Origin of the sequence: Nocardioides sp. CCNWLW216 (assembly GCF_037120545.1) — a bacterium.
Lineage (GTDB): Bacteria > Actinomycetota > Actinomycetes > Propionibacteriales > Nocardioidaceae > Nocardioides > Nocardioides lianchengensis.
In genome coordinates, this window is the sequence record NZ_JBBBBJ010000004.1 from 245,734 (window position 1) to 271,802 (window position 26,069).

General features: G+C 72.8%; 26 protein-coding genes. 10 read left to right on the top strand and 16 right to left on the bottom strand.

The genetic code is table 11. The annotated features are described in order from the left end of the window. Positions 1–112: 112 nt before the first annotated feature. The 8 genes from V7S47_RS11340 to V7S47_RS11375 all read right to left on the bottom strand — a co-directional run bounded on the left by V7S47_RS11340 (position 113) and on the right by V7S47_RS11375 (position 9,292). Complete coding sequence (locus tag V7S47_RS11340) at positions 113–760, bottom strand: helix-turn-helix domain-containing protein (RefSeq protein ID WP_336561645.1); 648 nt, start codon at positions 758–760, stop codon at positions 113–115. After that, positions 757–1,902, bottom strand: a complete 1,146-nt coding sequence (locus V7S47_RS11345) for an FAD-dependent oxidoreductase (RefSeq protein ID WP_336561646.1) — start codon at positions 1,900–1,902, stop codon at positions 757–759. Before V7S47_RS11345 ends, V7S47_RS11340 begins: the two co-directional genes overlap by 4 nt. Continuing rightward, positions 1,892–3,226, bottom strand: a complete 1,335-nt coding sequence (locus V7S47_RS11350) for an FMN-binding glutamate synthase family protein (protein ID WP_336561647.1) — start codon at positions 3,224–3,226, stop codon at positions 1,892–1,894. Before V7S47_RS11350 ends, V7S47_RS11345 begins: the two co-directional genes overlap by 11 nt. An 11-nt stretch (positions 3,227–3,237) precedes the next feature. Beyond that, positions 3,238–3,918, bottom strand: a complete 681-nt coding sequence (locus V7S47_RS11355) for a hypothetical protein (protein WP_336561648.1) — start codon at positions 3,916–3,918, stop codon at positions 3,238–3,240. Continuing rightward, complete coding sequence (locus V7S47_RS11360; RefSeq protein WP_336561649.1) at positions 3,906–4,802, bottom strand: hypothetical protein; 897 nt, start codon at positions 4,800–4,802, stop codon at positions 3,906–3,908. Before V7S47_RS11360 ends, V7S47_RS11355 begins: the two co-directional genes overlap by 13 nt. Next, positions 4,802–6,103 (bottom strand): type III glutamate--ammonia ligase, encoded by a 1,302-nt coding sequence (gene glnT, locus V7S47_RS11365; protein WP_336561650.1) that lies wholly within the window; start codon positions 6,101–6,103, stop codon positions 4,802–4,804. The genes V7S47_RS11360 and glnT overlap by 1 nt, the downstream gene beginning before the upstream one ends. Before the next feature lie 97 nt (positions 6,104–6,200). Next, a complete protein-coding gene (locus V7S47_RS11370; RefSeq protein ID WP_336561651.1) occupies positions 6,201–7,445 on the bottom strand; it encodes an ammonium transporter in 1,245 nt (414 codons plus the stop codon). A gap of 530 nt (positions 7,446–7,975) precedes the next feature. Continuing rightward, the gene (locus V7S47_RS11375; RefSeq protein WP_336561652.1) at positions 7,976–9,292 is read right to left on the bottom strand and encodes a DNA polymerase IV; all 1,317 of its coding nucleotides are present in this window, start codon (positions 9,290–9,292) and stop codon (positions 7,976–7,978) included. A gap of 115 nt (positions 9,293–9,407) precedes the next feature. Here V7S47_RS11375 and V7S47_RS11380 point away from each other — a divergent pair, with 115 nt between their 5' ends. From V7S47_RS11380 to V7S47_RS11390, 3 genes are read left to right on the top strand one after another with little or no spacing between them, the layout of a single operon-like run. Beyond that, positions 9,408–10,364, top strand: coding sequence for a DUF4192 domain-containing protein (locus V7S47_RS11380; protein WP_336561653.1), 957 nt, complete (start codon positions 9,408–9,410; stop codon positions 10,362–10,364). 28 nt (positions 10,365–10,392) lie between these two features. After that, positions 10,393–11,526 (top strand): carboxylate-amine ligase, encoded by a 1,134-nt coding sequence (locus V7S47_RS11385; RefSeq protein WP_336561654.1) that lies wholly within the window; start codon positions 10,393–10,395, stop codon positions 11,524–11,526. A gap of 9 nt (positions 11,527–11,535) precedes the next feature. Next, complete coding sequence (locus V7S47_RS11390) at positions 11,536–13,002, top strand: glutamate--cysteine ligase (RefSeq protein WP_336561655.1); 1,467 nt, start codon at positions 11,536–11,538, stop codon at positions 13,000–13,002. A gap of 16 nt (positions 13,003–13,018) precedes the next feature. On the opposite strand, the gene V7S47_RS11395 is transcribed toward V7S47_RS11390, so the two are convergent. Beyond that, the gene (locus V7S47_RS11395) at positions 13,019–13,441 is read right to left on the bottom strand and encodes a hypothetical protein (RefSeq protein WP_336561656.1); all 423 of its coding nucleotides are present in this window, start codon (positions 13,439–13,441) and stop codon (positions 13,019–13,021) included. Between the two features lie 123 nt (positions 13,442–13,564). Between V7S47_RS11395 and V7S47_RS11400 the strand changes: the two genes are divergently transcribed. Continuing rightward, on the top strand, positions 13,565–13,966 hold the full coding sequence (locus V7S47_RS11400) for a universal stress protein (protein ID WP_336561657.1): 402 nt from the start codon (positions 13,565–13,567) through the stop codon (positions 13,964–13,966). 277 nt (positions 13,967–14,243) lie between these two features. On the opposite strand, the gene V7S47_RS11405 is transcribed toward V7S47_RS11400, so the two are convergent. Continuing rightward, a complete protein-coding gene (locus V7S47_RS11405) occupies positions 14,244–14,393 on the bottom strand; it encodes a hypothetical protein (RefSeq protein WP_336561658.1) in 150 nt (49 codons plus the stop codon). A 71-nt stretch (positions 14,394–14,464) separates the two neighbouring features. Between V7S47_RS11405 and V7S47_RS11410 the strand changes: the two genes are divergently transcribed. Beyond that, complete coding sequence (locus V7S47_RS11410; protein ID WP_336561659.1) at positions 14,465–15,037, top strand: HhH-GPD-type base excision DNA repair protein; 573 nt, start codon at positions 14,465–14,467, stop codon at positions 15,035–15,037. 5 nt (positions 15,038–15,042) lie between these two features. Here V7S47_RS11410 and V7S47_RS11415 read toward each other — a convergent pair whose 3' ends face one another. After that, positions 15,043–15,225, bottom strand: coding sequence for a hypothetical protein (locus V7S47_RS11415; RefSeq protein WP_336561660.1), 183 nt, complete (start codon positions 15,223–15,225; stop codon positions 15,043–15,045). 267 nt (positions 15,226–15,492) lie between these two features. On the opposite strand from V7S47_RS11415, the gene V7S47_RS11420 reads away from it, so the two are divergent. From V7S47_RS11420 to V7S47_RS11435, 4 genes are read left to right on the top strand one after another with little or no spacing between them, the layout of a single operon-like run. After that, on the top strand, positions 15,493–16,911 hold the full coding sequence (locus V7S47_RS11420; RefSeq protein WP_336561661.1) for an RNA polymerase sigma factor: 1,419 nt from the start codon (positions 15,493–15,495) through the stop codon (positions 16,909–16,911). Positions 16,912–16,931: 20 nt separating this feature from the next. Further along, positions 16,932–17,120, top strand: coding sequence for a hypothetical protein (locus V7S47_RS11425; RefSeq protein WP_336561662.1), 189 nt, complete (start codon positions 16,932–16,934; stop codon positions 17,118–17,120). A gap of 47 nt (positions 17,121–17,167) precedes the next feature. Next, positions 17,168–18,436 (top strand): hypothetical protein, encoded by a 1,269-nt coding sequence (locus V7S47_RS11430; protein WP_336561663.1) that lies wholly within the window; start codon positions 17,168–17,170, stop codon positions 18,434–18,436. Between the two features lie 34 nt (positions 18,437–18,470). Further along, positions 18,471–19,025 carry a hypothetical protein gene (locus V7S47_RS11435; protein ID WP_336561664.1) on the top strand — a complete coding sequence of 185 codons (555 nt, stop codon included), beginning with the start codon at positions 18,471–18,473 and terminating at the stop codon, positions 19,023–19,025. Between the two features lie 18 nt (positions 19,026–19,043). Here the strand turns inward: V7S47_RS11435 and V7S47_RS11440 are convergent, their stop codons facing one another. Both V7S47_RS11440 and V7S47_RS11445 read right to left on the bottom strand, forming a co-directional pair. Next, entirely contained in the window at positions 19,044–19,883 is an 840-nt protein-coding gene (locus V7S47_RS11440; RefSeq protein WP_336561665.1) for a DMT family transporter, read from the bottom strand. Between the two features lie 89 nt (positions 19,884–19,972). After that, positions 19,973–20,218, bottom strand: a complete 246-nt coding sequence (locus V7S47_RS11445) for a DUF7455 domain-containing protein (protein ID WP_211752860.1) — start codon at positions 20,216–20,218, stop codon at positions 19,973–19,975. A 465-nt stretch (positions 20,219–20,683) separates the two neighbouring features. Between V7S47_RS11445 and V7S47_RS11450 the strand changes: the two genes are divergently transcribed. After that, the gene (locus V7S47_RS11450; protein WP_336561884.1) at positions 20,684–22,747 is read left to right on the top strand and encodes a DNA gyrase/topoisomerase IV subunit B; all 2,064 of its coding nucleotides are present in this window, start codon (positions 20,684–20,686) and stop codon (positions 22,745–22,747) included. Positions 22,748–22,903: 156 nt separating this feature from the next. On the opposite strand, the gene V7S47_RS11455 is transcribed toward V7S47_RS11450, so the two are convergent. The 3 genes from V7S47_RS11455 to V7S47_RS11465 form a co-directional block, all read right to left on the bottom strand. Further along, on the bottom strand, positions 22,904–23,395 hold the full coding sequence (locus V7S47_RS11455; protein WP_442945344.1) for a beta-class carbonic anhydrase: 492 nt from the start codon (positions 23,393–23,395) through the stop codon (positions 22,904–22,906). Positions 23,396–23,601: 206 nt separating this feature from the next. Continuing rightward, a complete protein-coding gene (locus tag V7S47_RS11460) occupies positions 23,602–25,368 on the bottom strand; it encodes an MFS transporter (RefSeq protein WP_336561666.1) in 1,767 nt (588 codons plus the stop codon). Beyond that, complete coding sequence (locus V7S47_RS11465) at positions 25,365–26,069, bottom strand: LppX_LprAFG lipoprotein (protein ID WP_336561667.1); 705 nt, start codon at positions 26,067–26,069, stop codon at positions 25,365–25,367. Before V7S47_RS11465 ends, V7S47_RS11460 begins: the two co-directional genes overlap by 4 nt.

The following is a 26,069-nucleotide window of genomic DNA, read 5'->3' on the forward strand; positions in this document are numbered from 1 at the left end:
GAAACCCGGTGGGTCGGGAGTCGGCCGTGATCGAGGCTGTCGGTCGGTAATACGGGTTTCGAGGCTCAGGACTTCGTCCTTCGCACCTCGATCAGCGTCGGGTCCGGTGGCCCTACTTGGTGGTGGTGTCCGGGAAGGCGATGACGGACAGGAACCGGATGGGGAGCTCGACCAGGGCGGTCGGGCCGTGGGCACCCTCGCCGTCGAACTGGAGGGAGTCGCCGGGCTCGAGACGGTAGACGGTGCGGCTGTGGCCGTAGTCCATGACGCCCTCGAGGAGATGGATGAACTCGGTGCCGGGGTGCTGGAAGAGGGGATAGGTGTCGCTTGTCGCGGTCAGCGTGACCATCAGCGACTCCAGCCGCTTGTGCTGGCCGCGCAGCGCGCCGAGCAGCTCGTAGTCGTGGCCGGCCTGGGTGCCCTCGCGGGCGATCCGCGGCCCCTGGCCGGCCGGGGTGTGCACGGCCTCGCGCTCGCCGTCGGCATCGCGGAAGAGCGAGGTGACGGGCACGTCGAGACCGAGGCCGAGCCGGGTCAGGGTGGCCAGGCTGCAGGAGGTCTGCGAGTTCTCGATCTTGGACAGCATCGCCTTCGAGATGCCGATCCGGTCCGCGGCGTCGGCCACCGACAGGCCCGCCTGGAGGCGCAGGGCCCGCACGTTGCGCGCGATCGTGTCCTCCAGGCTGCTCTCCGGGGGCGGCTGCGAGGGATCGCGACGGCGGGCGGTGCCGGTGGTGTTGCGGATCAGGCGGCGGCTCACTGGCCCGCCCCGACGCCGGTCGTCCGGCCGGCGCCCCGGAAGGCGAACCGGGGCTCGGGCGCGCCGCCGTCGACCAGGTCGGCCAGCAGCACGCCGAGCAGCGGCGCGAACTTCGCCCCGTGTCCCGAGCAGGGCGACGCGATCACGACCGGCCCGACCCGGTCGAGCACGAAGTCGCCGTCGCCGGTCATGGTGAACAGGCAGCTCGCCTCCTCGGTGGGGTCCGGGTCGAGGCCGGGCAGGTGCTGCTCGACGTACGCCCGGACGACGCGGCGCGCCCGGTCGTCGATCACCCCGTCGCGGGTGGAGGCGGTGGTGGCGGACTCGCTGTCGAACTGCCCGATCTTGTACGACGGCGCGGGCCCGCCGTCGCGCGGACCGGAGCCGAGCATGTAGAGCTCGACCCGGCCCTTGTCGACCAGCGTCGGCCAGGCCGCGGACGGGTCCCGGTGCGCGAAGTGGAAGAGCTCCTGCTGCTTGACCCACAGCGGCGGCAGCGTCGGGGCGACCGCGAGCCCCCCGAGCAGCTCCGGCAGCCACGCGCCCGCCGCGACCACGACGGTATCGGCGTGGGCCGACCAGCCCTCCGTGTGCACGACCACCCCGCCGGCCGCCGGCTCCAGCCGGGTCAGCGTGGTCCGCTCGTGCAGGTCGGCCCCGGCGGCCACGGCCAGGTCGACGCAGGCCCGGACGGTCGCGTCGGCGTCGAGGTGGCCGGCGTCGGGGTGGAACGCCGCCTCGCCGGCCAGCTCGATGCCGGGCCAGCGCTCGGCGACCTCCGCCCCGCCCAGCAGCTCGACCGGCAGGCCGGTCGCCCTGAGCAGGTCGAGCACGCCGCGGGCCCGCTCGGTGCCGGTGTCGAGGCCGCCGGTCACGGTGCGCAGCGGGACGCCGGCGTCCGACTCCAGGCGGTCCCACTCGTCGGCGGCCCGGCCGGTGAGGCCGACGTAGAACGGGTCGAGGTAGGCCCGGCGGTAGATCCGGGACGACCCGTGCGAGCTCCCGTGGACGTGGCCGACCGCGTGCTGCTCCAGCAGCAGCACCGACCGGCCCCGCGCGGTCAGCTCGCGCGCGGCGGCCGCGCCGGCGAGGCCGGCCCCGACCACGCAGACGTCGTACCGGCGGGAGGGCTCAGAACCCACTCGTCGTCCCCGGGATCCAGGAGGTGCCGGCCAGCGGCACCCGCGCCATCGCGGCGGCCTCGAGGGTGATCGCCACCAGGTCCTCCGGCTCGAGGTGGGTGACGTGCGCCTTGCCGCACGCCCGGGCGATGGTCTGGGCCTCCATGGTGAGCACCCTGAGGTAGTTGGCCAGTCGGCGTCCAGCCAGCACCGGGTCGAGGCGGGCCGCGAGCTCCGGGTCCTGGGTGGTGATGCCGGCCGGGTCGCGGCCGTCCTGGTAGTCGTCGTAGAAGCCGGCGGCCGAGCCCAGGGCCTCGTACTCCGCGGCGTAGCGGGGGTCGTTGTCGCCGATGGCGACCAGCGCGGCCGTGCCGATCGCGACTGCGTCCGCTCCGAGGGCCAGCGCCTTGGCGACGTCGGCGCCCGTGCGGATGCCGCCGGAGACGATCAGCTGCACGCCGTCCGGCCTGCGGTGCACGCCGAGCTCCTGGAGGGCCTGCACGGCCTGGGGGAGGGCGGCCAGGGTGGGGATGCCGACGTGCTCGATGAACACGTCCTGGGTGGCGGCGGTGCCGCCCTGCATCCCGTCGACCACGACCACGTCGGCGCCGGCGTGCACGGCCAGCTTCACGTCGTAGTAGGTGCGGGTGGCGCCGACCTTGACGTAGACCGGCTTCTGCCAGTCGGTGATCTCGCGCAGCTCGGCGATCTTGATGGTCAGGTCGTCCGGCCCGGTCCAGTCGGGGTGCCGGCAGGCGCTGCGCTGGTCGATGCCCTCGGGCAGCGTGCGCATCGCCGCCACCCGCGGGCTGATCTTCTGGCCGAGCAGCATCCCGCCGCCGCCGGGCTTGGCGCCCTGGCCGAGGACGACCTCGATCGCGTCGGCCTTGCGCAGGTCGTCGGGGTTCATGCCGTAGCGCGAGGGCAGGTACTGGTAGACGAGGTGCCTGCTCTGGCCGCGCTCCTCCGGGGTCATGCCGCCGTCGCCGGTGGTGGTCGACGTGCCGACCTCGGAGGCGCCGCGGCCGAGCGCCTCCTTGGCCTGGGCGGACAGCGCGCCGAAGCTCATCCCGGCGATGGTGACCGGGATGTCGAGGTGCAGCGGCTGCTCGGCGTACCGGCTGCCGAGGACGACGTCGGTCCCGCAGGACTCGCGGTAGCCCTCCAGCGGGTAGCGGCTCATCGACGCCCCCAGGAAGAGCAGGTCGTCGAAGTGCGGGAGGGCTCTCTTGGCGCCCCAGCCGCGGATGTCGTAGACCCCGGTCGAGGCCGCGCGCTGGATGGCGTGGATGGTCGCCCGGTCGAAGGTGGCGGACTCACGGAGGCCGTGGCTGGCGTGGTTCATCGGTGGTCCTGTCAGTACGCGTTGTCGCTGTGGAAGTGGTAGAGCCCGCGGGCCGAGCCGTAGCGGGTGTACGACGCGGGGTCGTCGTCGTACCCGGCGCGGGCGAGGAGGTCGCCGAGCTCGGCGAGGTGCTCGGGACGCATCTCCTTCTCGACGCAGTCGGCGCCGAGGGAGGCGACCCGACCGCGGACGTAGAGCCGGGCCTCGTAGATCGAGTCGCCGAGCGCCTCCCCGGCGTCCCCTCGTACGACGAGCCGCCCGGCCTGGGCCATGAACGCGCTCATGTGGCCGACGCTGCCGCCCACCACGATGTCGACGCCCTTCATGGAGATCCCGCACCGGGCCGCCGCGTCGCCCTCGACGACCAGCAGCCCGCCGTGCGCGGTGGCGCCCGCGGACTGCGACGCGTTGCCGCGGACCCGCACGGAGCCGCTCATCATGTTCTCCCCGACGCCCACGCCGGCGGTGCCGTCGACGACCACGTCGGCGAGCTGGTTCATCCCGGCCGCGTAGTAGCCGCAGTGGCCCGCGATCGTCACCTGCAGCGGAGCGGTCAGCCCGGCAGCGACGCTGTGCGCGCCGCGGGGGTTGGTCACCACGACCTCGCCGTCGGTCATCTCGTGCAGGGCGCGGTTGACCTCGCGCAGCGAGAGGGTGCCGAGGTCGAGCTGGGTGCTGCTCATCGTGTCCATGCGTAGATCCGTTCCGGCTCGGGCTCGAACAGGTGGGCGCCCTCGACGCCCGGGAGGTGGGCGAGGGCGCGGTACTCCGACGCCATCGCCACCCACGCGTCGGTCTCGGCGACCACGGCGGGCTTGCAGGCGATCGCGTCGCGCACGACCGCGAACGAGTCGCGGTTCGAGACGAGCAGCGTGTAGAAGCCGTCGAACTCGGCGCACAGGCCCTTCAGCGCCGTCTCGACGTCGAGGCCGTCGGCCAGCGCCTGCGCGACGTAGCGGGCGCCCACCTCGGTGTCGTTCTCGCTGTCGAAGGCGACGCCGCGGGCGCGCAGCTCGCGCCGGATCGTGGCGTGGTTGGCGAACGAGCCGTTGTGCACGAGGCACTGGTCGGGGCCGACGGCGTACGGGTGCGCGCCGGACGGCGTCACGGCCGACTCGGTGGCCATCCGGGTGTGCCCGACGCCCTGCCAGCCCTGCGCCTCGGCGAGGCCCCACTGCGCGGCGAGCGCCCGCGGGTGGCCGACGTCCTTGAGCACGGCCAGGTCCTCCCCGAATCCGGCGACCAGGGCCTCCGGCGCGGCCGCCCGGACGGCGGCGAGCAGCGGCTCGACGTCCCCCGGCGCGTGCACGACGTACGTCGACCCCAGCGGCAGCACGCTCACCTCGGCACCGGTCGCCGCGGTCAGCGCGGTCGCCAGCTCGTCGGCCGGCGCGGACGCGTCCAGCACCGACACGGTCGCGTGCCCGGCTGGGGACCAGCGCGGGTCGCCGTACACCGCGACGCCGGCGGAGTCGGCGCCCCGCTCCTCCATCTCGCCGAGCATCCCGGTCAGCAGCTCGCCGAGCCGGGGGAACAGGTCGGGGTCACGCAGGTGCAGTCCCACGATGCCGCACATCAGAACGCCTCCAGGTACTGGTCGATCTCCCAGGGGGAGACCTGGCTGTGCCAGGTGAAGAACTCGGTCCGCTTCAGCTCCGCGAAGTACGACGCCACGCCGTCACCGGCCGCGTCGAGGACGCCGGTGAGCACCGGGTCGGCCTCCAGCGCCTCGACCGCGTGCAGCAGGGTCAGCGGCAGCGGCTCGCTGCTGGTCGCGCCGGGGTCGCCCGGGTCGAGGGCCCGCGCGACGCCGTCCAGGCCCGCGCCGACCGCGCCGGCGATGGCCAGGTAGGGGTTGGCCGACCCGTCGCCCCCCCGCAGCTCCACCCGCTGGTCGTCGGGCACCCGGACGTAGTGCGTGCGGTCGTTCCCGCCGTAGGTCGCCCGCCGCGGTGCCCAGGACGCGCCCGAGGCGGTCGTGAGGGCGCCGGTGCGCTTGTAGGAGTTCACCGTCGGCGCCAGTACCGACTGCAGCGCGCAGGCGTGCTCGAGGACGCCGGCGACGAAGGAGTACGCCGTCGGCGACAGGCCCAGCCCGCGGGCGTCGTCCGCTGCGGGGAAGACGTTGGCGCCGTCGCGCTGCAGCGAGACGTGCAGGTGCAGGCCGGTGCCGGTGCGGTCGCCGAACGGCTTGGGCATGAACGTGGCGGTCATGCCCTGCTCGGCGGCGAGCACGCTGAGCAGGTAGCGCAGCGTGATCACCCGGTCGGCGGTGGTGAGCGCGTCGGCGTAGGCGAAGTTCTGCTCGAACTGGCCGTTGCCGTCCTCGTGGTCGTTGGCGTAGTTCTCCCAGCCGAGGTCGTTCATGGCCCGCGAGATCGTCGTCAGGTGGTCGTACATCCGGGTCACGCCGCGGGCGTCGTAGCAGGGCTGGGCGGCGGTGTCGGCCGGGTCGGCGGTGCGCAGCCGGCCCTGCTCGTCGCGGTCGACCAGGAAGTACTCGACCTCCGCGCCGACGTACGGCGCCAGCCCCTCCTGAGCGGCCCGCGCGAGCACCGCCCTCAGGATGTTGCGCGGGGCGAACGGCCACGGCCTCCCCTCGACGTGCGGGTCGCAGTGCACGATCGCCAGGCCCGGCTTCACGAAGGGGACCGGCGTGAACGACGCCGGGTCGGGGATGGCCATCAGGTCCGGGTCCTTCGGCTCCTGGCCGATCGCGCCGACGGCGTACCCGGCGAAGCCGACGCCCTCGGTGGCCAGCGCGTCGACCGCCTCGACCGGCACGAGCTTGGCGCAGGGCTTGCCGCGAAGGTCGACGAAGAGCGCGAGGAGGAACGTCGTCCCGCTCTCGCGGGCGAGGGTCTGGAGGTCGGTCATGCTGTTCCTTGTCTACTACGAAGAATCAACAACCACGGAGAGTGGACCCGTTGGGCCGAGAAAAGCGGCCGCCCGGAGGCGGCCGCTTCTCGGAGCGTCAGACCAGGTCGTACGCCGGGTCGCGGTGCGACTTGGCGTCGATGCCGGCCTCCTCGTCCTCCGGGGAGATCCGGATGCCGATGGTGGCCTTCAGGGCCAGGGCGATGGCCGAGGTCACGATCAGCGTGTAGGCCAGGACCGCGACGACCGCCGCGGCCTGCCGGCCGAGCTGCTCGAGGCCGCCGCCGTAGAAGAGGCCGTCGACACCGCTCGGCATGTCGGCGTTGCCGACGAGGCCGATCATCAGGGTGCCGATGATGCCGCCCACCAGGTGCACGCCGACCACGTCGAGCGTGTCGTCGTAGCCCAGCTTGTCCTTCAGGCCGATCGCGAGCTGGCACAGGCCGCCGGTGACCAGGCCGACCACGATCGAGCCCATCGGCGAGACCGCGGCGCAGGACGGGGTGATCGCGACCAGGCCGGCGATGGCGCCGGAGGCGGCGCCGATGCCGGTGGTGTGGCCGGTGCGCAGCTGCTCGACACCCAGCCAGGCCAGGACCGCGGCGCAGGTGGCGAGGAAGGTCGTCAGCATGACCACCGAGGACGCGTTGTTGGCGGCCAGGGCCGAGCCACCGTTGAAGGCGTACCAGCCGGCCCACAGCAGACCCGCACCGAGCAGGGTCAGCGGGACGTTGTGGGGGCGGGGGGCCTGGCCCCAGGTGGCGCGCTTGCCGAGGATGACGGCGAGGGCCAGGGCCGCCGCGCCGGCGTTGATGTGCACGGCCGTGCCGCCGGCGAAGTCGATGGCCTTGAGGTCGTTGGCGATCCAGCCGCCGATGACGCTGCCGTCGGCGGAGTCGAACGCGAAGACCCAGTGCGCGACCGGGAAGTAGACGAGCACGGCCCAGATCGCCGCGAAGGCCATCCAGGCGCCGAACTTCATCCGGTCCGCGACCGCGCCCGAGATCAGGGCGACGGTGATGCCGGCGAAGAGGGCCTGGAAGACCGCGAAGAGCGCCAGGGGTACGGCGACCTCCCCGTCGGCGATCGCTTCCCCGAGGCCGGCGTACTCGGTGATGCTGCCGAGGAGCCCCGCGTCGCCGTAGGAGTTGCCGAAGACCATCGAGTAGCCGAAGAAGACCCAAAGGACGCCGACGACGGCGACGGCTCCGAAGGTCATCATCATCATGTTGATGCTGCTCTTGACGCTGACCATGCCGCCGTAGAAGAGCGCGAGGCCGGGAATCATCATCGTCAGGCCGATGATGCAGGCCAGCATGAAGGCAGTGGTGCCTGTGTCCATCGAGGAGTCCTTCGTGGTCGGGGCCTCCCGAGCGGCCCGGCAGATGTCTCCCCGTAGTTGACCCGGTCCACTTTGCGTCGACTTCGCAGTCGTGTAACAGCTGGATGAACCCGTGCGACGACCGCCGCCGACATCTGAGTGACGGGCGTCACGGTTGTCCACAGGGGCGTGCACAGGTCTGGACCGGACCCTGTGGAACGAGGACGGTTCCTGTGGAAGGGGGAGTCGGTTCGGTGGAGGGGCCTGTGGAAGCACCGGAACGTCTTGTGGGGCCTGGCCGGGACCACGTAGAACTCTCCTCACCAGCTCGGAACTGGCCGCAAGGCAGGGGAGGGGCTGGTGACCAGACAGGAACGAGGATCCGCACCACGAGGCAACTCGCGGCGTCGGCCCGGTGACGGGGACGGCGGGGTCGGAGGTCCGGTCGGGTCGGGGTGGGCGTCACCGTCTCCGCCCCTCAGCGAGGGCCCCGTGACGCTCATACCGTCGCGGGGCCCTCCCTCATTTCAGCTCATCTCCGGCCTGGGCTCTCACTCGTCCTCGGGTGCCGGCTCGGGCGTCCAGGGCCGCAGCGCCGGGTCGTCCTCGGCGTACGAGCGCACCGGTCCGGCGGGCGAGGTCGCGGTCTCGAAGCGGACGGTCACCACGCCGCGGCCCGACCCCCAGACCCAACCCCGGCCGAGCTCGTCATGCTCGACGTCCATCCCGGGCGCCCAGGTACGCCGGGAGTGGTGGGGGACCTCGATCTCGGGCAGCTCCGGCTCCTCCTCGGCGGTGTCGCCGAACAGGTCCTCCTGGACCCAGTCGGCCAGGCCGGAGACCCCGACCCCGAGCAGGCGCACGCCCCCGGAGGTGTCGAGGTCGGTGAGCAGCGAGCGGGCCAGCCGGGCGATGGTGCCGGCCGCGTCGGTCGGCGAGCCCAGGGTGCTCGACCGGCTCAGGGTCGTGAAGTCGTGCAGGCGCACCTTGATCGACACGGTGCGGCCCGACAGCCCGCTCTTGCGCAGCCGGGCCGCGACCTCGCCGGCCTGGCGGGTCAGCAGGCCCTCCATCAGCTTCCGGTCGGTCAGGTCGGTGTCGTAGGTGCCCTCCACGCTGACCGACTTGGCCTCGCGCTCCGGCACCACCGGCCGGTCGTCGAGCGCGCGGGCGAGCTGGAAGAGCCCACCGCCGTGGGCCTTGCCGACCAGCCGGACCAGCTCGTCCAGGTCGACCTGCTCCAACTCGGCGACCGTGTGGATGCCGGCCCGGCGCAACCGCTCGGCGGTCGCCGGTCCGACGCCCGGGATGACGGTGACATGCATCGGGCGCAGCAGGTCCTGCTCGGTGCCCGGCGGCACCACCACCAGGCCGTCGGGCTTGTCGAGGTCGCTGGCCACCTTGGCGATGAACTTGGAGGTGCCGACGCCCACGGAGGCGGTGAGGCCACGGGTGGCCTCGGTGACGCGGCCGCGCAGCTCCTCGGCGAAGGCGGTGACCGTGGCCACCTCGAGGTCGGGCAGGTCGGCCCGCTGCAGGTCGACGAAGGCCTCGTCGAGCGAGAGCGGCTCGACCAGCGGGCTGACCGAGCGCAGCAGCCCCATCACCGCCCGGCTCGCCTCGCGGTAGGCGTGGAACCGTCCGCTGAGGAAGGCAGCGTGCGGGCAGCGGGACCGGGCCTCGCGGGTGGACATGGCGGAGCGGACGCCGTACCGCCGGGCCTCGTAGGAGGCGGTCGAGACCACGCCCCGTCCGCCGACCCCGCCGACGACCACCGGCTTGCCGCGCAGCGAGGGCTTGTCGCGCTGCTCGACCGCCGCGAAGAACGCGTCGAGGTCGAGGTGGAGCACGGAGGCCTGGACACGCACGCACGGACCGTACTCCGCGCCGCCGACCGTCCACAGGCGCGCCTCCGGACGGCCTTCTCCACAGGCCCGTGCGGCCTCGGCCTGGCTGTCCGTGCGCCCGGGGAGCGTCCCCGGCATGACGACACCGTCCCCGACCCGCCTGACCGCCCGCACCTCCGAGGACCTGCTCGCCATGGTCCCGGTCGTCCTCGGCTTCCAGCCGGCCGACTCCGTGGCGCTGCTGACCTTCGGCGCCGCGCGGCCGTTCCACGCTCGCATCGACCTGCCGGCCTCGCCCACCGAGGACGCCGACATCGTGCGGGCCCTGCTCGAGCCGGCGCGCCACCACGAGGTCGCCCGCGTCGCCGTGGTCGTCTACGCCGCGCCGTCCCGAGCGACGACGGTCCACCGGCTCGGCGGGCCGCTGGTGCGGGCCTTCCAGCGCGCCGGCATCGACGTGGTCGACGCACTCTGGGCCGACGGCGAGCGGTGGCACCCGCTGCTCGGACGACGTGAGGGGGTCCCCGAGGAGGGCGTCCCGTACGACGTCTCGAGCCACCAGTTCACGGCGCAGGCCGTGCTCGACGGTCGGGCCCTGCTCGCCTCGCGCGGCGAGCTGGAGCGGGTCCTCGACCCCGATCCGGACGGCATGGCCGTCATCGCCTCGCGGTTGGCCCGCCCGGTGCGGGCCACCGGCTCGGCCGTGGCGGCGGCCGTCGCCCGCCACCTCGACGCCGGTCGCCTGCCCGACGGCGTGCTGGCGGCGGTGCTCCTCGGCATCCGGAACCCCGCCGTGCGCGATGCCGCGTGGGTGCCGGTCCGGCGCGCCGTCGCGCGCGACCACGTCCGACTCTGGAGCGACGCGGTCCGCCGCGCGCCCGCGGAGGTGCGCGGGGGAGCGGCGGCCGTGCTCGCGATGGTCGCGTGGATCTCGGGCGACGGCGCCCTGGCGTGGTGCGCGATCGACCGGTGCCAGCAGGTCGACCCCGACAACTCGCTGGCCCGGCTGGTGGCCGAGGCGCTGCAGCGGGCCGTGCCGCCCGACACGCTGGACGAGCTGCAGGAGGCCGGTGCCGTCGATCCGTGGTGGTGACCGGCGGCCCGCAGGGGTACTCCCGGGCATGAGCGGCTCGGGAACACCCCGCACGATCGGCCTCGAGGAGGAGCTGCTGCTCGTCGACCCGGCCACCCGGCGGGTCACCTCCCGCGCGACCCAGGTGCTGAAGGACTTTCACGATCGCGGTCCCGAGCGCACCCGTGCCACGGACGACCTCGACCCCGAGCTGTTCCGCCACCAGCTGGAGACCCGCACGGACCCGTCCGCGTCGACCGCGGACCAGCTCGACCAGGTGCGCGCGGCCCGCCGTACGGCGGGGGAGGCGGCCGCGGCCGGCGGGTTGGCGGTCGCCGCCTGCGGGATCGTGCCGAGCGCGCTCGAGGAGGCGGTGGTCTCGCCGGGGGACCGCTACCGCGCGATCGTCGACACCTTCGGCGCGGTCGCTCTCACCGGCGGCACCTGCGGCATGCACGTCCACGTCGACATCGCGAGCGATGCCGAGGGGGTCGGGGTCCTCGACCGGATCGGCCCGTGGCTGCCGGTCCTGCGCGCGGTCAGCGCCAACTCGCCCATCCACGACGGCCGCGACACGTCGTACGCCTCCTGGCGCTCGCAGGTGTGGGGCCGCTGGCCCAGCGCAGGTCCGACCGAGCAGTTCGGGTCGGTCGAGGGCTACCGGGCGGCGTGCGCCGCGCTGATCGCGACCGGGGCGGCGCTCGACGAGGGGATGCTCTACCTCGACGCCCGGCTCGCCGCCCACCAGCCCACGCTCGAGGTCCGGGTCGCCGACGTGTGCACCGACCCGCTCGACACCGTCCTGGTGGCCGCCCTGACGCGTGCGCTGGTCGAGACCCTCGCCCGAGACCACGCCGCCGGCACCCCGGTTCCGCCGTGGCGGGCCGAGGCGCTCCGGGCCGCTCACTGGCGGGCCGCGCGGTACGGCGTCTCCGGCCGGCTGGTGCACCCGGAGCAGCGTGGGCTCGCGCCGGTGGCCGAGGTGCTGGCCGCCCTGGTCGAGCGGGTCCGCCCGGCGCTGGAGGAGGCCGGCGACGCCGACCTGGTGCGCGACGGCGTACGCCGGGTCCTGGCCGCGGGCGGGTCGTCGCGCCAGCGGGCCGCCCACGAGCGCACCGGCAGCGTCGACGGCGTCGTCGACGACCTCCTCGCGCGAACGCGCTCCTCATGGGAAGGGGCCTAGGGTTCCGGCATGGGTGAAGAGGTCGAGGCACAGGAGTTCACGCGCGCTGATCGCACCCGTCACCGCGAGAAGGTGCGGCGGTGCCTGGACGTGTTCGCGCGGATGCTGCGCGACGCACGGTTCGACACCGACGACCCGATGACGGGTCTCGAGGTCGAGCTCAACCTGATCGACGAGGTCGGCGACCCCGCGCTGAAGAACGCGCAGGCCCTCGACGCCATCGCCGACCCCGACTTCCAGACCGAGCTGGGCCAGTTCAACATCGAGATCAACGTGCCGCCGGCCCGGCTGCGCGAGGGCGGGCTGGCCACGTTCGAGGCCAACCTGCGGCGCAGCCTCAACGACGCCGAGCACAAGTCCGCCGACGTCGGCGCCCACCTGGTGATGATCGGCATCCTGCCGACACTCGCTGACGGCCACATGGGCGTCCACAGCATCAGCGGCAACCCCCGCTACCGGCTGCTCAGCGAGCAGATCCTCGACGCGCGCGGGGAGGACATCTCGATCGAGATCGAGGGTGGCGCCGAGCGGCTGCGGACCACCGCCGACTCGATCCTGCCCGAGGCGGCGTGCACGAGCACCCAGCTCCACGTGCAGACCTCGCCCGACCAGTTCGCCGCCTACTGGAACGCCTCCCAGGCGATCTCCGCGGTCCAGCTGGCGATCGGCGCGAACTCGCCGTACCTCCTCGGCAAGGAGCTGTGGCGCGAGACCCGCATCCCGCTGTTCGAGCAGGCCACCGACACCCGCAGCGAGGAGCTGAAGGCTCAGGGGGTGCGGCCCCGGGTGTGGTTCGGCGAGCGCTGGATCACCTCGGTCTTCGACCTGTTCGAGGAGAACGTCCGCTACTTCCCGGCACTGCTCCCGATCACCGACGACGAGGACCCGCTGGCGGTGCTGGAGGGCGGCGGCACCCCCAACCTCTCGGAGCTGCGCCTCCACAACGGGACGATCTACCGCTGGAACCGCCCGGTCTACGACATCGCCGGCGGCGTTCCCCACCTGCGGGTCGAGAACCGGGTGCTGGCCGCCGGTCCGACGGTCGCCGACACGATGGCCAACGCCGCGTTCTACTTCGGCCTGGTGCGGGCCCTGGCCGAGAGCCAGCGGCCGCTGTGGTCGCAGATGTCCTTCTCGGCCGCCGAGGAGAACTTCCATGTCGCCGCCCAGCAGGGCATCGAGGCTCAGCTCTACTGGCCCGGCGTCGGCCAGGTCCGGGCCACCGAGCTGGTGCTGCGCCGGCTGCTGCCGCTGGCCCGGCACGGCCTCGCCGACTGGGGCGTCCCGACGGCCGAGGCCGACCGGCTGATGGACATCGTCGAGCAGCGCTGCCTGACCGGGGTCAACGGCGCCGAGTGGTTCGTGCGCCGGATGGGGAAGCGCGCCGACCAGGACCGGTACGACGCGCTGCGCGCCACCCTGCTCGACTACCGCGAGCGGATGCACACCAACGAGCCGGTGCACACCTGGGACTGAGCCCGGTCCCCCCGGATCAGCGGCGTCGCAGCCGCTTCCAGTGCCGCGCCGTACCGCTGCGCGGGTCGCGCCAGCCGTGCCGGTTGACGATCACCAGGGTCAGCGGCCGTCCGGCCTCCCCGCAGGCCGCGAGGGCCGCGGCCAGCCACTGGGCGTCGACGTCCTGCAGGTCGAGCTCGCCCGGGCGGGTCAGCCACACCAGCGGCCCCTCGTCGGTGTCCACCGCCCGCCCCAGCATCGCGGCGACCACGTCGGTCCGCAGTGCGTGGTCGGTCTCGTCGGCGTCGAGCGCGAGGACCCGCTGCTTCCCGCCCGGCGTCCCGACGTGCAGCCGGGCCGGGAAGATTCGTCGGGGCTCCGACGTCGCGTGGTCGAGCACCGCGCGCCGCAGCAGCGCGGCCAGCCGCGGCGCGAGCGGTTCGACGAGGCCCGGGTCCATGCCCCCACCCTGCCCGCGCGGCGCGGCCGCCGCCGCGCGCGTCCACAGGCCCCCATCGGGTACGGGAGTTCGATAGGTTGCGGAGACCGGCAGCGCTGCCGGCTGACGAAGGGATGTAAGCCGATGGGGACCGTGGTGGTCGGGTACGTGCCGAAGCCGGAGGGCGAGGCCGCCCTCACGAAGGCGATCGAGGAGGCGAGGCTCCGCGGCACCAAGCTGGTCGTCGTCAACTCCCACCGGGGCGGTCAGGACTTCGACGCCGACGCCGCCCGCCGGGCCGAGTCCGAGATGGAGGCCGTCAAGGCCAAGCTGGACGCGGCCGGGGTGGAGCACGACCTGCGACAGCTGGTGCGCGGCTTCGAGCCCGCCGAGGACCTCATCTCGATCGCAGAGGCCAACGACGCCGAGCTGATCGTCATCGGCCTCCGTCGCCGCTCGCCGGTCGGCAAGCTGATCCTCGGCAGCAACGCCCAGCGGATCCTGCTCGACGCGCACTGCCCGGTGCTGGCCGTCAAGGCCGACTGACTCCTCACCCCGACTGGTTCAGTCCACCACCTCAGGGTTCGGCCGAAGCGAAGCCCTCGACCTCCGGCGTTCGCCAGGACGACGGTCCAGGGCCGGGTCCGCACGTGACCGTACGGCGCCGGACGTCGACGGATGGGGGGGGCCTGGTGGTGCCCGTTATCGCGGTCGGGGCCGATGCCCAGTATCGCGACCTGGGGACGGTCCTCGGCTACCAGGACGCCGTCTCGCACCTGCTCATCGGCCGCCGGGTCGTCGTCGGCCAGACCGCCGGCTTCGGTCAGTTGGGCGGCATCTGGCTCCCGGCGACCTGGTCACCGCCCGGGAGCGGACCGCCATCGCCGTACGCCGCGACGCCGCCCGCGGGGCCGCCGCCGCCCGCCGCGGTCTCCCGACCCGCGCCGTCCGCCCGGCCCGCCCCGACCGGCACGACCCCGGGGCTCTCGGATCCGGCCTCGCCGGCTGAGCGCCGACCGGTCGCCCTACGGCAGGATGGCGGCCATGGCGATCCACATCACCGGCGACGAAGCCGCCGACCAGGTGCTGACCGACGACCCCTTCGCGCTGCTCGTCGGGATGATGCTCGACCAGCAGTACCCCATGGAGCACGCCTTCCGGGGTCCGGCGAAGGTGCTGGACCGCTTCGGCACGCTGGAGCCGGCGCGGATCGCGGCGGCTGACCCGGAGGAGTTCGCGGCGCTGTGCTCGACCCCGCCGGCGATCCACCGGTTCCCGGGCTCGATGGCCGCGCGGCTGCAGGAGCTCGCCCGCCTCGTCGAGGAGGAGTACGACGGCCGCACCGAGCGCCTGTGGACCGAGGCGACCAGCGGCAAGGACCTGCTGAAGCGGGTCATGGCCCTGCCCGGCTTCGGCAAGCAGAAGGCCCAGATCTTCGTGGCGCTGCTGGCCAAGCAGCTCGACGTACGCCCCGAGGGATGGGACGCGGTCGTGGGGGACTACTCGCTGGCGGGTCACCGGTCGGTCGCGGACGTGGTCGACCCGGCGAGTCTGCAGAAGGTGCGGGACTTCAAGAAGCAGAAGAAGGCGGCGGCCAAGGCACAGGCCGCCGGCTGAGCGGGTCAGGCGACCGACTCGAAGCCCCGCGGGTCGTCCGGCACGACGCGCTGGGCGTAGTGGACGACGTGCTCCACCTCGCGGGCCGGGGCCAGCTGCCAGCCGGCCTCGACGGCCGAGGACCGGCACGGGTACTCACCGACGACGGCACGCCCGGCGAGCACGACCCACCGTCCGTCGACCTGCATCGTCTCGATCCTCTGGCTCAACGGGTCCCCCCAGGACTCAGCTGTGACTTCCGAACCCCGAGATGGGCGGCGAGTACCCACCTTGCCCACCCGTCACACGTGTGACGTCATCGACGCCCGGGGACGACGCCGCGACGACGCGCGGATGGCCGACCGGGTGGCGATACGCGTACCTCAGGGGGCCCGTGGCAGAATGTGACTGCGGCTCTTGACGTGACCGGGCCTGGCCGCGCCCATGAGTCAATTCTGACGCTCTGCTGACGAGAGGTGTACGTGTCCTCGACCGCGCGCAAGATCCCTGCCGAGGTGCTGTCGCACCCGGCCGTCGTGGCCCTCATCGACCGCGGGACGCCGTCCGGCAGTCTCTCGCCGGAGGAGGTCCGCCGGGCCAGTGAGGACGCGGCCGTCGAGCCACGGCACCTCAAGGCCCTGCTGGGGCACCTGAGCGACCTCGGCATCTCCGTCAACATCGGCGCCGCGAGCACCACGCGTGCCGTGGCGGCGACCACCGCGCGCAAGACCACGACCGCGAGCACCGCCAAGAAGGCCGCCCCGGCCAAGAAGGCGGCCGCGGCGAAGACGGCGGCGGCCCCGGCCGTGGCCGAGCCGGTGGTCGGCCCCGACGGCAAGAAGGTCCTGCCGGACGTGCCCGACGAGCAGTTCGAGAAGGACGTCGCGACCGACCCGACGATCGTCGAGGACGAGAAGTCCGCGACCTTCGTGGTCTCCGCGGCCGACGACACCGACGAGCCCGAGCAGCAGGTCATGGTCGCCGGCGCGACCGCCGACCCGGTCAAGGACTACCTCAAGCAGATCGGCAAGGTCCCGCTGCTCAACGCCGAGATGGAGGTCGAGCTCGCGAAGCGGATCGAGGCCGGCCTGTTCTCGGAGGAGAAGCTCGGCAAGGGCGGCAAGGTCAAGCCCAGCCTCCACGAGGAGCTCGAGTGGATCGCCGAGGACGGTCGTCGCGCGAAGAACCACCTCCTCGAGGCCAACCTGCGTCTCGTCGTCTCGCTGGCCAAGCGCTACACCGGCCGCGGCATGCTCTTCCTCGACCTAATCCAGGAGGGCAACCTCGGCCTGATCCGTGCGGTCGAGAAGTTCGACTACACCAAGGGCTACAAGTTCTCGACCTACGCCACCTGGTGGATCCGGCAGGCCATCACCCGCGCCATGGCCGACCAGGCCCGCACCATCCGCATCCCGGTGCACATGGTCGAGGTCATCAACAAGCTGGCCCGTGTACAGCGCCAGATGCTCCAGGACCTGGGTCGCGAGCCCACCCCGGAGGAGCTCGCCAAGGAGCTCGATATGACCCCCGAGAAGGTCATCGAGGTCCAGAAGTACGGCCGCGAGCCGATCTCGCTGCACACGCCCCTGGGCGAGGACGGCGACTCCGAGTTCGGCGACCTGATCGAGGACTCCGAGGCGATCGTCCCGGCCGACGCGGTCTCGTTCACGCTGCTCCAGGAGCAGTTGCACGCCGTGCTCGACACGCTCTCCGAGCGCGAGGCGGGCGTCGTCAGCATGCGCTTCGGCCTCACCGACGGCCAGCCCAAGACGCTCGACGAGATCGGCAAGGTCTACGGCGTGACCCGCGAGCGGATCCGCCAGATCGAGTCGAAGACCATGTCGAAGCTGCGGCACCCGTCGCGCTCGCAGGTCCTGCGCGACTACCTCGACTGATCGGTCGGGGTCGCTCGCCGGTGGGGTTCCGTGACCGCTGGCGAGCGATCCCGCTCGGCGAGCGCGTCGAGATCGCGCTGACGGTCCTGTGCGTGGCCGTCGCCTACGTCACCCTCGTCCGGTACGACGGCGGCTGGCGGGTCTGGCTGCCGCAGGCCGCGGCGGTGCTGCTGTGCCTGCGCCTGGCCTGGCGCCGGCTGCGGCACTGAGGAACCTTCCGGTCGCCGCGGGGCGGGGGAGCGAGCAGCATCGGGGGATGACTCCTCGACTCGCGCTCGCCATCGCCGCCGGGCTGGTCGTCTCCCTGTTGGGTACGACGCCGCCGGCCACCGCCGATCCCGCACCCACAGCCCTGCCACCCACCGCGGTAGCGATGGGTGACAGCTTCATCAGCGGCGAGGGTGCGGGCGACTACGACGCGGTCGTCGACCAGTCGGGCGTGACCCAGGGCTTCCCGGGCTGGGACAGCTCCAACAGCAATCCGTACTTCTGCCACCGCTCGCCGCACGCCTCCATCGCCGTGGCCGACCTGCCCGGCATCGAGCAGCGGGTCAACCTCGCCTGCTCGGGCGCCCAGCCGGGCGACATCGCGAGCCCGTCGTCGGCTCGCGAGTCCGGCCGCGCCGTCGCCGCGCAGCTCGACCAGCTGCGCCAGGTCGCCCAGACCGGCGACGTCGACCTGGTCCTGGTCGGGCTGGGCTCCAACAACTCCCACTTCACCTTCGGGACCGTGGCCGCCGAGTGTGCGGGCCGGTTCGTCGGTGACGGCTACACGGGCTGGTGGGAGGTCTGGATCGACGTCATCAACTGGGTGACCGGTGCCGAGCTCAACGAGGACCCGTGCACCGACGCCGACCTGGCCAGCCCCGAGCAGCTCTCCGCCGCCCAGGCCGACACCACGGCCGCCGTCCGGCAGATCCTCGACGTGCTCGATGAGGTCGACGCCGACGGCCGGCACCGTGTCGTGCTCCAGGACTACATCAACCCGCTGGCGCCGTCCTACGCCGCCGACTACCTGGAGGAGGACGGCCGCGACGACGAGCGCGACAAGTACCGTGCCTTGGTCGACGAGCGGTACGCCGCCGGGTGCCCGGCCGACGTCGCCTCGCTCGCGCCCGCCCACCGCTTCTCGCAGGGCCTCGGCAACCTGGTCGGCGGCGTGGCGAGCACACTGCAGGCGGAGCGTCCCGGCGTCGACGTCACCTACCTGAACGTGCAGGCCGCCTTCGACGGTGCCCGCCTCTGCGAGCAGCCGGGGAGCCCGGGCAACGCCCTGGCGACGCCGCTGCGGGTCATGGACGGGCCGAGCGGCGTCAAGGTCGAGAGCTTCGGTCCGTTCGACAAGCTGGACATCAAGCGGGTCACCGACACCTGCTCGGACTATTACCAGACCTGCCAGGAGTCGTGGCACCCGAACGCGAGCGGGCACCAGGTTCTCGGTCAGTGCCTGGCCGCGGCCTGGACCCGCGGCGGTACGGCGCTGACCTGCAGCCGGCAGCCGGACGGCTCGATCCTGGTGCCCTGATTGCCAGGGTCGCGGCGAGGGCGCACCCTGGAGGATGACCACTCTCCTCGCCCTCCGCCGCGCGACCGTCGTGGCGACCGCCCTGCTGTCCGGCCTGGCCGTGGCCGCACCGGCGGTCGCCGAGCGGGGCGCCTATCCGGACCCGGCCGACACGCAGGCGTCCCTGACCGACATCCGGGAGGTCCGCGTCGCGCACGGGGCTGAGCGGGTGACGGTCGCGGTCGGGTTCACCGACCTCCGGGCCACCTCGGACGGTGGGCCGTCCGGGCTGACGGTCTTCGTCGATGCGAACCCCGACCGTCGTGGTCCCGAGCTCGCGCTGGTCACGGGGCTGCAGGAGGGCACCGACTACCAGCTGCTCCGGGTGCGCCGGTGGAAGCTGGTGGGGGAGCCGCTCACCTGCGACCACTCGGTGCGGCTCCGTCCGGCCCGCGACCTCGCTCGGGTCCGGGTGGCCCGGTCGTGCCTGCGCGACCCGGAGCGGGTCCGGGTCGCCGTACGGATGGTCGACCAGTACGACGGGTCGCACCCGGTGACCGACTGGTTCCGGGGCCCGCGGCGCTACACACCCTGGTTGGCGGGCGCCTGAGCCCGGGCGGACGGTCCGTCAGCCGGTCGCGACCAGCACGACCGCGGTTGCACAGAGGGCCAGCCCGGCCGCCTGCAGCGGGTGCACGCGCTCGCGCAACAGCGTGGCCGCGAGGAGCACGGTGACGGCGGGGTAGAGCGAGGTGATGACGGCAGCCACCGTCAGGTGGCCGCCCCGGGTCGCGACCTGGAACAGCCCGGTGGCGGTCGCGCCGAGCACGCCGCTCACGACGCCGGCCCAGGCCCAGCGGGTGCTCGGCACCCACGGGACGCGCAGCAGCAGGGCGACCCCGACGATGACGACGCCGGCGAGCAGCTGGTTGAGCGCCAGGGGCAGCAGCCCGGCCCCCTCGGAGACCTGGGCCAGCGCCGCGAACAGGGTGCCGAAGCCGAGGCCGGCCAACAGGCCGTCGACGGCGCCCGAGGAGCGCGGTGAGCTCGGTGCGGCCGCCTCCCCGGACTCCCGCGCGACCAGCCAGATCGCCGGGAGGGCCAGCGCGATGCCGAGCCCGGTGACCGGGCCTGGCCGCTCGCCGGTCACGAGGCCGACCACCACCGGCACCAGCACGGCGCCGACGCCGGAGACCGGGGCCACGACGCCCATCCGGCCGGAGGAGAGCCCGCGGTAGAGGAACGCCGTACCGAGGCCGTTGCCGACCCCCGCGACCACTGACCAGACCAGGTCGTCGTGGGTGGGCGAGCCGCCGACGAAGGGGACCACCAGCAGCACCAGGGCGCCGCCGCCGAGCTGGGCGGTGAGAGCGACGGACCAGGCGCTGGCGCGCTGGGAGACGAGTCCGCCGTTGAAGTCGGCCAGGCCGTACGCCGCCGCGGCGACGAGCGAGAGGAGCACGCTCACGCGCCCACCCTGGCACAGCGCTCATGCGCAGACGCCGAAGGCCCCGGACACGTGGTCCGGGGCCTTCGGTGAAGTTGGTCGCGGTGCGGTCAGTCGGCGGCAGGGGAGGGCGTGGACCCACCCAGCTTGTGGGTCTCGTCGACCACGTTGGCCGCGATCTCCTTCAACTTGTCACCGTGCTCGCGGGCGTGGTGCGCGCAGAACAGGAGTTCGCCGCCGGACTGGAGCTCCACGCGGAGGTAGGCCTGCGCGCCACACCGGTCGCAGCGGTCGACTGCGGTGAGCGGCGTGCTCGGGGCAACTGCAGTGTTCACTTCGGCCTCATCTCTGATCATCGGTGTCTTGCACAACGTAGCGGTGGGCTTCAAGATTCCCACCGGAGCGTGGTGCCCGACACGTCATCCCATCACGGACAGTCGTTCCCCGCTGGCGGGTTTCCCATGCCCTGGACAACGATGTCCGGGACCGAAGGTCACTCTCCGCGGTTGAGACCTGGTGCCTCATCCAGTCTGACGTGGAACGGGCGTCGCCGAGATGCGTTTCCCGAACCCGAGTCCGATCGTGTCCACATCGTGACGTCACCCACGCCGGTGGTCCTGCTGTGCGTGTTGCTGCCGGTGGAGCGGTGCTGCTGGGTTGAGCCTCTGGGGAAGTGGTGCCCACCGTAGACCCGTCGTACTCCTCGGAGGAGCAGGCGTGCCTGCACCGTCCATCGGCGTGTCGCAGGTAGATTCGGAGCAGTTCCACCACTCGGATTTCCTCCGTGTTTCACGTCCGTTGTTCCGACCAGGAGTCCCGTCATCGCCGACAACACCTACAACGCCGCGCACCTCCTCGTCCTGGAGGGGCTGGAGGCCGTGCGCAAGCGGCCCGGCATGTACATCGGCTCGACCGACACCCGGGGCCTGATGCACTGCCTGTGGGAGATCATCGACAACGGCGTGGACGAGGCGCTCGCCGGTGCCGCCCACCGGGTCGAGGTCACGCTCCACCCGGACGGCTCGGCCGAGGTCCACGACGACGGTCGTGGCATCCCCACCGACAAGGAGCCCAAGACCGGGCTCCCGGGCGTCGAGGTGGTGGCCACCAAGCTGCACGCGGGCGGCAAGTTCGGCGGCGGCTCGTACGTCGCCACCGGCGGCCTGCACGGCGTCGGCCTCTCCGTCGTCAACGCGCTGTCGAGCCGGATGGACATCGACGTCGAGCGGTCGCCGTCGAGCCAGGGCCTGTCGTTCCGCCGCGGCACCCCCGGCGTGTTCGACGGCGAGGCACCGACGGCCGGGTTCGAGGCCCGCTCCGGACTGACCCGCAAGGGCGGCCGGGTCGCCAAGGGGCGCAGCGGCACCCGGATCCGGTTCTGGCCGGACCGCCAGATCTTCACCCAGGACGCGACCTTCGAGTTCGAGGGCCTGCTCGGCCGTGCCCGGCACACGTCGTTCATCGTTCCGGGCCTGGAGCTGGTGATCCGTGACCTGCGCGGTGACACCCCCGTCGAGGAGAAGTTCCGCCACGACGGCGGCATCGCCGAGTACGTCGACTTCCTCGCCCACGACGAGCCGGTGACCGACGTACTCCGGCTCGAGGGCATGGACACCTTCAAGGAGACCGTCCCGCTGCTCGACGACGACGGTCAGATGACGCCGCAGGAGATCGAGCGCGAGCTCGTCGTCGACATCGCGGCGCGCTGGGGGACCGGCTACGACACCGAGTTGCGGTCGTACGTCAACGTGATCGCCACCCCCAAGGGCGGCACCCACCTGAGCGGCTTCGAGCAGGCGCTGACCAAGACGTTCAACGACGTGATGCGCAGCGCCAAGGTGCTGAAGGTCAACGACGCGGACGTGGTCAAGGACGACGTCCTGGAGGGCCTGACCGCGGTGGTCACGGTGCGCCTCGCGGAGCCGCAGTTCGAGGGCCAGACCAAGGAGATCCTCGGGACGCCGGCGGCGCGGAGCGTCGTACGCAAGGTGGTGTCGGCGGAGCTGAAGAAGTTCCTCACCTCGACCAAGCGCGGCGAGAAGGCCCAGGCCAAGCTCGTCATGGAGAAGGTCGCCGGCGCGGCCAAGACCCGGATCGCCGCTCGTCAGCACAAGGAGACCCAGCGCCGCAAGAACGCCCTGGAGTCCTCCGCGCTGCCGTCGAAGCTCGCCGACTGCCGCAACAACGACAACGACCGCACCGAGCTCTTCATCGTCGAGGGCGACTCGGCGCTCGGCACGGCCAAGCTGGCCCGCAACTCGGAGTTCCAGGCGCTGCTGCCGATCCGCGGCAAGATCCTGAACGTCCAGAAGGCCTCGGTCGGCGACATGCTGAAGAACACCGAGTGCGCCTCGATCATCCAGGTCGTCGGGGCCGGCTCCGGGCGCACCTTCGACCTCGACGCCCGCCGCTACGGCCGGATCATCTTCATGGCCGACGCCGACTCCGACGGCGCCCACATCCGCTGCCTGCTGGCGACCCTGTTCTTCAAGTACATGCCCGAGCTGGTCGCCGAGGGGCGGGTCTACTCCGCCGTACCCCCGCTGCACCGCATCGAGCTGTCCAACCCGAAGAAGGGCATGGACAAGTACGTCTACACCTACTCCGACGACGAGCTGCAGCGGAAGCTGGCCGAGCTGAAGAAGAAGAACGTGCGCTGGAAGGACCCGGTGCAGCGCTACAAGGGCCTCGGCGAGATGGACGCCGACCAGCTCGCCGAGACCACGATGGACCCGCGGCAGCGCACGCTGCGCCGGATCACCGTCGACGACGCCGAGGACGCCTCGCGCGTGTTCGAGCTGCTGATGGGCTCCGACGTCGCTCCGCGCAAGGAGTTCATCGTGCAGGGTGCCTACGAGGTGGACGTGGACGCGCTGGACGCCTGAGCCGAGCGTCCGGACGATTCACCGGCCGGCCGGTGAAGCTCGCGCTGGACGGCCGAAGCATCCCGCTCCGCAGGAGCGGCCGGCGGAGCGTAGGCGACCGATCGCGCAGGACGACGGGTGCCAGCTCACCGCGGACCGGGGCAGGTGACCCGGCCCTCAGACCAGCCGGTCGAGCAGGCCGGTGTCGACGTCGTACAGGAAGCCGCCGACCTCGACGGAGTCGGGGACGAGGGGGTGGCTGAGCACCTTGCGGACGTCCATCTCCAGGGCGCGGCGCTGGTCGTCGACGACGTGGAAGCGGTGCCAGGAGGCGTCGACGCCGGCGGACTCGGAGATCCGGTCGCGGATGACCTCCTCGGAGTTGCTCGCCACGGCGCAGCGGGTGTGGGGGACCACGAGCACGCGCTGGACGTTGAGCAGGTGGACGCCGAGGACGAGCGCCTCGAGGGCGGCCTCGGTGACCCGGCCCCCCGGGTTGCGGAAGATCTTGGCGTCGCCGGGCTTCAGCCCGATCATGCCGAGCGGGTCGATCCGCGAGTCCATGCAGGTCACGATGGCGACGCCGGCGCGCGCGACGCCGTCGAACCCGCCGTAGGCGAAGTCGGCGGCGAAGTCACGGTTGGCGGCGAGAAGGTCGTCGAAGGCCACGGACCGCAGCGTAGCGAGATGCCTCCGGGCGGCGGTGAGCAGTCCACCGATCCGGCCGGTGAATCCGTGGCTCACCCACCGCCGGTACGGCGGGTCGCCGCGACTCGCCGCGACTCGCCGTACCGGCGGTGCAGGATCCACCGGTGGGGCCCGTCGGACGGTGGACTGCTCACCGCCGGACCGGGGCCGGCGGGGAGCGGGCGCGATCAGCCGGCCGAGCGCAGCAGGTCGCCGGCGGAGACGGCCCGGGTGGCGGCGCCCCGGAAGAGCAGGAGCGCGAGGGCGGCGGCGATGACGGCGGAGACGGCGGCGCCGAGGAAGACGGTCTGCTCCTGGGTGATGGCGGCGTCGAGCTGCTGCGTGCGGTAGGCCTGGCAGACCTTGGTGGCGTCGGCGCCGCAGATCTCGGCGACGGTGCGCAGCCTCTCCTGGGCGTCGTAGTAGCGGCTCAGGCCGATGGCGGTGAGGGCGGAGATGCCGACGAGCATGCCGACCATCCGGGCCACCACGACGAGGGCGCTGGCCAGACCGTGGACGTCGTCGTCGGTGCTGGCGAGGACCGCTGCGTTGACGGGGGCGAGGGCCAGGCCGAAGCCCAGGCCGCCGACCACCAGCGCGATGTTGCAGGTCCAGCCCTCGAGCGCGTCGGAGCTCCACTGCGACATCAGCGCGAAGCCGACCGCGGCCAGCACCATGCCGACGGCCGTGATGACGCCGGCGGAGTGGCGGCGGGTGAGGTAGCCGCCGAGCACGGCGCCGACCGGGAGCGCGACCAGGAAGCGGACCAGGACCAGCGCGGCCATCAGCTGGCTGTCGCGGTACGACGTGGAGCGCGCGAAGAGGGGGACGGCGACCAGCGCCGCGATGAGGGCCGCGCCGACGAAGAAGCTGACCAGGACCGCGCCCCAGGCCGGCCGGGCCCGGAGCGCCCCGTGCGGCACCAGGGGCGACGAGGCCCGTCGGAGGTGGACCACGAGCGCGCCGGCGGCGACCGCGGCGCCGAGCAGGTACCAGAGGCCCTGGTCGGAGAAGACCTGCACCTCGGGGTCGGCGGTCGCGAAGGCCAGGATCACGCCGCCCAGCGCCGCGGCCAGGAAGAGCGCTCCCACGAGGTCCGCCTCGCGGGCGCTGCGGGCCCAGGAGCGCAGGTCGACCAGCGGGTGCCTCGCGGTCGCGCAGCGCAGCACCAGCAGCGCCGTCGCGACGATCGTGGTCAGGCCGAGGGGGGTCAGCCAGCGGCCCTCACCGGCGATCGGGACAAAGAGCTCGCCCCAGGTCAGGTCGGCCATCAGCTGCGACGGCTCGAGGAACACCAGCGCACCGGCGGCCAGGACCACCAGCGTCAGCAGCACCCCGACGGGATCGGGCAGGTGGATCCTGGCGCGCTCGTGCCCGGGTGCGGCGCTCGACGTGGCCTGGATGGCCACCGCGAGCAGCAGGCCGACGGCCAGGTTGATCGCGAAGATCGCGCGCCAGTCGGCCACCGCGAGGACGACGGCGCCGAAGAGCGGGCCGAGGACGCTGCCGATCTCCTGCACGGCCGAGACCAGTCCCAGCGGGACGCCGCGGCGCTCGCGCGGGTAGAGGTCGGCGACCAGGGCGAGGGTCGCCGGGACCAGTCCGCCGCCCCCGAGCCCCTGCAGGAACCGGCCCGTGACCATGCTCGGCAGGTCGTAGGCCAGGGCGGTCACCAGCGAGCCGAACGCGAAGACGACCAGGGCGGCGGTGAGCACCGGGACCCGGCCACGCAGGTCGGCGATCCGGCCGATGAGCGGCAGCATCGCGACGTACCCGAGCAGGAAGCCGGAGATGATCGGCGCCGCGCGCTGCAGCTCGTCGATCGGGATCGCGGCGCTCGCCATCAGCTCCGGCAGGGCCAGGACGACGACGTAGGTGTCGGCCGCGGCGAACGCCACGGCGACGGCCGCGAGGCCGAGCAGCGCCCGCGGGGAGCGCCCCGACGAGGCGGTCACGGCGCGACGATGTCCTTCTCGGTGCCGTAGTCGTCGAACGTCATCGTGTAGGTCATGTCGTCGTCGCCCTCGTAGAAGACGCCGGTCAGCCGGGCCTCGCGCAGCTCACCGTCCTCGCTGATGGTGTACGACGCGTCGAAGTCGCCCGCCGCGCTCGGCACGATGTTGGCGACCACGTCGCCGGGCACCGTGCCGGTGTAGGAGGTGAAGATCTCGTCGTTGCCCTCGCCGCCGCGGACCCGCTCGCCCTGCTCGACGTCGGTGGTCGCGGTGAGCAGGCTCGAGAAGCCGGCGTCCTCGCCCATCAGCTGGTTGGGGTCGGGCGCACCGTACTGGGCCGGGTCGATGGCCGTCCACTGGGGGAGCAGCAGCGAGTTCTTGGCGTAGACCTTGCCGTCGACCGCGATCACCTCGGCGGTCGCGGGGATGCCGTTGACGCTCAGGTCGAAGCTGCCCTCGAAGGCCGGGGGGTGCACGCCCACCCCGGTGGCCTTGCGGATGCCGGTGACGCTCGACGAGAGGTTGTCGGCCTCGAGGGTGATCTGGACCCCGCTCGTCTCGTCGAGGGTCGTCTTGGCCAGCTCCAGGACCTCGGTCGGCGTGCTGTCGTCGCCGCCGGGGGAGCCCTCGTCGTCACCGCTGCAGGCGGCGAGCGTGAGGGCGAGCAGGGCGGCGGTGGTCGCGGCGAGGATCCGGGTCAC

What these genes read in the sequence shown, in the direction of transcription:
- V7S47_RS11385 (WP_336561654.1), top strand. Translation starts at nt 10,393, where the DNA reads ATGAGCGGCTCGGGAACACCCCGCACGATCGGCCTCGAGGAGGAGCTG.
- V7S47_RS11400 (WP_336561657.1), top strand. Translation starts at nt 13,565, where the DNA reads ATGGGGACCGTGGTGGTCGGGTACGTGCCGAAGCCGGAGGGCGAGGCC.
- V7S47_RS11410 (WP_336561659.1), top strand. Translation starts at nt 14,465, where the DNA reads ATGGCGATCCACATCACCGGCGACGAAGCCGCCGACCAGGTGCTGACC.
- V7S47_RS11435 (WP_336561664.1), top strand. Translation starts at nt 18,471, where the DNA reads ATGACCACTCTCCTCGCCCTCCGCCGCGCGACCGTCGTGGCGACCGCC.
- V7S47_RS11445 (WP_211752860.1), bottom strand. Translation starts at nt 20,218, where the DNA reads ATGATCAGAGATGAGGCCGAAGTGAACACTGCAGTTGCCCCGAGCACG.
- V7S47_RS11355 (WP_336561648.1), bottom strand. Translation starts at nt 3,918, where the DNA reads ATGGACACGATGAGCAGCACCCAGCTCGACCTCGGCACCCTCTCGCTG.
- V7S47_RS11360 (WP_336561649.1), bottom strand. Translation starts at nt 4,802, where the DNA reads ATGTGCGGCATCGTGGGACTGCACCTGCGTGACCCCGACCTGTTCCCC.
- V7S47_RS11380 (WP_336561653.1), top strand. Translation starts at nt 9,408, where the DNA reads ATGACGACACCGTCCCCGACCCGCCTGACCGCCCGCACCTCCGAGGAC.
- V7S47_RS11370 (WP_336561651.1), bottom strand. Translation starts at nt 7,445, where the DNA reads ATGGACACAGGCACCACTGCCTTCATGCTGGCCTGCATCATCGGCCTG.
- V7S47_RS11415 (WP_336561660.1), bottom strand. Translation starts at nt 15,225, where the DNA reads ATGCAGGTCGACGGACGGTGGGTCGTGCTCGCCGGGCGTGCCGTCGTC.
- V7S47_RS11390 (WP_336561655.1), top strand. Translation starts at nt 11,536, where the DNA reads ATGGGTGAAGAGGTCGAGGCACAGGAGTTCACGCGCGCTGATCGCACC.
- V7S47_RS11395 (WP_336561656.1), bottom strand. Translation starts at nt 13,441, where the DNA reads ATGGACCCGGGCCTCGTCGAACCGCTCGCGCCGCGGCTGGCCGCGCTG.
- glnT (WP_336561650.1), bottom strand. Translation starts at nt 6,103, where the DNA reads ATGACCGACCTCCAGACCCTCGCCCGCGAGAGCGGGACGACGTTCCTC.
- V7S47_RS11350 (WP_336561647.1), bottom strand. Translation starts at nt 3,226, where the DNA reads ATGAACCACGCCAGCCACGGCCTCCGTGAGTCCGCCACCTTCGACCGG.
- V7S47_RS11430 (WP_336561663.1), top strand. Translation starts at nt 17,168, where the DNA reads ATGACTCCTCGACTCGCGCTCGCCATCGCCGCCGGGCTGGTCGTCTCC.